The 2,694-nt window shown below is 65.3% G+C and carries 3 protein-coding genes; all 3 read right to left on the reverse strand.

What is annotated here, in order from left to right; genetic code table 11:
• On the reverse strand, window positions 1-426 hold a 426-nt coding region (locus ABSF49_RS21430; protein WP_424114657.1), incomplete at its 3' end, for an amino acid ABC transporter ATP-binding protein.
• Between the two features lie 19 nt (window positions 427-445).
• Window positions 446-1,528 carry an amino acid ABC transporter permease gene (locus tag ABSF49_RS21435; protein WP_424114658.1) on the reverse strand — a complete coding sequence of 361 codons (1,083 nt, stop codon included), beginning with the start codon at window positions 1,526-1,528 and terminating at the stop codon, window positions 446-448.
• Window positions 1,525-2,694 (reverse strand): ABC transporter permease subunit (locus ABSF49_RS21440; RefSeq protein ID WP_424114659.1); only part of this gene is annotated, 1,170 nt, incomplete at its 5' end. The genes ABSF49_RS21440 and ABSF49_RS21435, both read right to left, overlap by 4 nt.

Raw genomic sequence — 2,694 nt, forward strand, 5'->3', positions numbered from 1 at the left:
CTTGACGCGGGTCAGCAGCCGCATGGCGAGCGCCTCGGCGTCGCGGCGCGGCATTTTCCGGACCCAGATCGGCGCCAGCGTGCAATTGTCCAGGATCGTCAGGTGCGGGAACAGGTTGAACTGCTGGAACACCATGCCGACGTCGCGGCGGATCGCGTCGATCCGCTTGAGATCAGCGGTCAGTTCGATCCCGTCGACCGTGATCGTGCCGCGCTGATGCTCCTCCAGCCGGTTGACGCAGCGGATCAGCGTCGACTTGCCCGATCCCGACGGTCCGCAGACGACGACGCGTTCGCCGACGCGCACTTGAAGATGAATGTTCTTGAGCACGTGAAAGCCGCCGAACCACTTGTTGACGCCGACGAACTCCACCGCCGGGCGATGCGCCGCCGCAGGAAGCGCCGAGGGAGATTGGTGTTGGCTCATGACGAAACGCTTTCTCGGTTCACGAGGGGCCCGACGCACGCAAGTGTTTTTCCAGCCAGCGGCTGTAGCGCGAGGCGACGAAGCAGATCGAGAAGAAGACGGCGCCAGCGACGAAATAGGCGACGTTGTAGCAGCCTGGCCAGTCCTGCTCATGGCTGGCGGCTTCGCGCACCGCGCTCAGGAAATCGGTCATGCCGATGACGGCGACGAGCGGCGTGCTCAACAGGACGCCAATGCCGAGATTGACAAGCGCCGGGATGACCGCGCGCAAAGCTTGCGGCAGCAGGATGAGCTGCATCGTGCGCGCGTAGCCCAAGCCCAGCGCGCGCGCCGCCTCTGTCTGGCCCGGAGGCAACGATTGCAGGCCGGCGCGAAGAATCTCGGCGAGATAGGAGGCGACGAACAGAATCAGCGCAGCCTCGACGCTGACAAATAGATTGATGTCGAACGCCGGCGCCATCATCGGCACGATGAAACGGCTGACATAGAGCGCCACCAGCATCGGCACGGCGCGGACAAGTTCGATTGTCGCGATCGCGGCCGTGCGCAATCCGCCGAGTTGCGAGCGGCGCGCCAGCGCAAGGGGAACCGCGATGACGAAGGCGCCCCCGAATGCAATCATCCAAACCAGCAGCGTTAGCGGCAGCCCGCCCCAATCGTTGGTCGAGACCGGCGTCGCCGTAAACGCGCCCGACAACAACAGACACGTTGCGGTCGGCGCGACCACCCAACCCAGAGCGAGCGGCCAGCCCCAGAATCGCGGGATCATGCTGGCCGCGATCACCGCGATCATCAGCACAAGGCTTGCGACCGCGCGCCAAAGCACCGCCTGTGGATAGACGCCAAAGAACATCAGCCGGGCGTTGGCGGCAACGAAGGGCCAGCAAGCGCCGGCGTGCGTCTTGCAGGCCTCCGGGCCGCCGCTCCAGGCGGCGTCGAATATCGCCCAGCGCAGGAACAGCCGGACGCCCGCGGCAAAGATGAGCGCGACGAGCGCGGTAACCACGGCGTTGCTCGGCGAGCCGACGATGGCCGCCAGACGATCGCGCAGCGAAGCCGTGTCGTCCGTGGGCCGCGCTCCCGCTTCGAGTCGCAGTGTCATGACGTCGCCACTCCGCGTCGCGCCAAAGCTCTATTGTAGGCGTTGATCGCCGCCGAAACCGGCAGACTGATTGAGAGAAATACGACAACCAGCACCAGAAGCGTCTCCACCGCATTGCCCGTGTTGTTGGCGCTGGTCTTGATCACCGCGGTCATTTCGGTGAAGCCGATCAGCACGCCAAGCGTGGTGTCCTTGGTGAGATCGAGATAAGTTGACGTCATCAGCGGCGTGATGACGCGCATCGCCTGCGGCAGCACGATGAGTTGCAGGATGCGTCCGCGTGAAAACCCCAGCGTGCGGCCGGCCTCCCATTGTCCCTTGGTTACCGATTGCAAGCCGGCGCGCACGATCTCGGACACGCTGGCGGCGTAGTAGACCGAAAGCCCCGCCAGCATCGCCGCGAACTCGGGCGTCAGCCCAATGCCGCCGACGATATTGAAACCCTTGAGCCGCGGCAGATCGAGCGAGATGCGGATGTCCTGGGAGGCAATCCACGCGATGGAACCGCCGACAGCGATCAGCGCGATGAGCGCCCACTCGTTGGCTGTCAGTGGACGTCGCAGGCGCTTGTGAACGTAGCGCGCGGCAAGCGCGAGAGCCGCCAGCAATGCAAAAATGGGCCAGATCTCGCCGCTCTCGACGTTGACCCAGGGCAGAAAGACGCCGCGCACCGAGAGAAACGTCGAAGGCAGCGGCTGAAGCGCCTGCCGCACCGGCGGCAGAGCGTGGGTCGAGGCGATCCAGAAGAAGAGTTGAAGCATCAGCGGCGTGTTGCGCACGACCTCGACGTAGGCCTCGACGAGCCGTGACAGCAGAGCGTTGCCGCCGACGCGCGCCAGCCCCAAAGCGAGGCCGAGCGCCGTCGCCAGCGCGCACCCGCTCGCCGCGAGTTTCAGGGTGTTGAGCACGCCCACGACGATCGCGCGCCAATAGGGATCTCCGGCGCGATAAGCGATGAGAGACTCGGAAATGTCGAAGTTGGCCGGCTGGCTCAAATAGGCGAGGTTCGGCTCCATGCCGAGCCGATGCATGCTGGAAAGCACGTTGGCGGCGAGAAAGACGGCAAACGCCGTCAGCACCGCCAGCGTCGCCGCTTGCGCGAAGGCGTACTCGCCCCACCAGCGTCGAAAGGCGCCAAACCGCGTTTCGGCGGGCGGCGGAAGGGC

This window comes from Roseiarcus sp., assembly GCF_049514155.1.
In the GTDB taxonomy this organism is placed as follows: Bacteria; Pseudomonadota; Alphaproteobacteria; order Rhizobiales; family Beijerinckiaceae; genus Roseiarcus.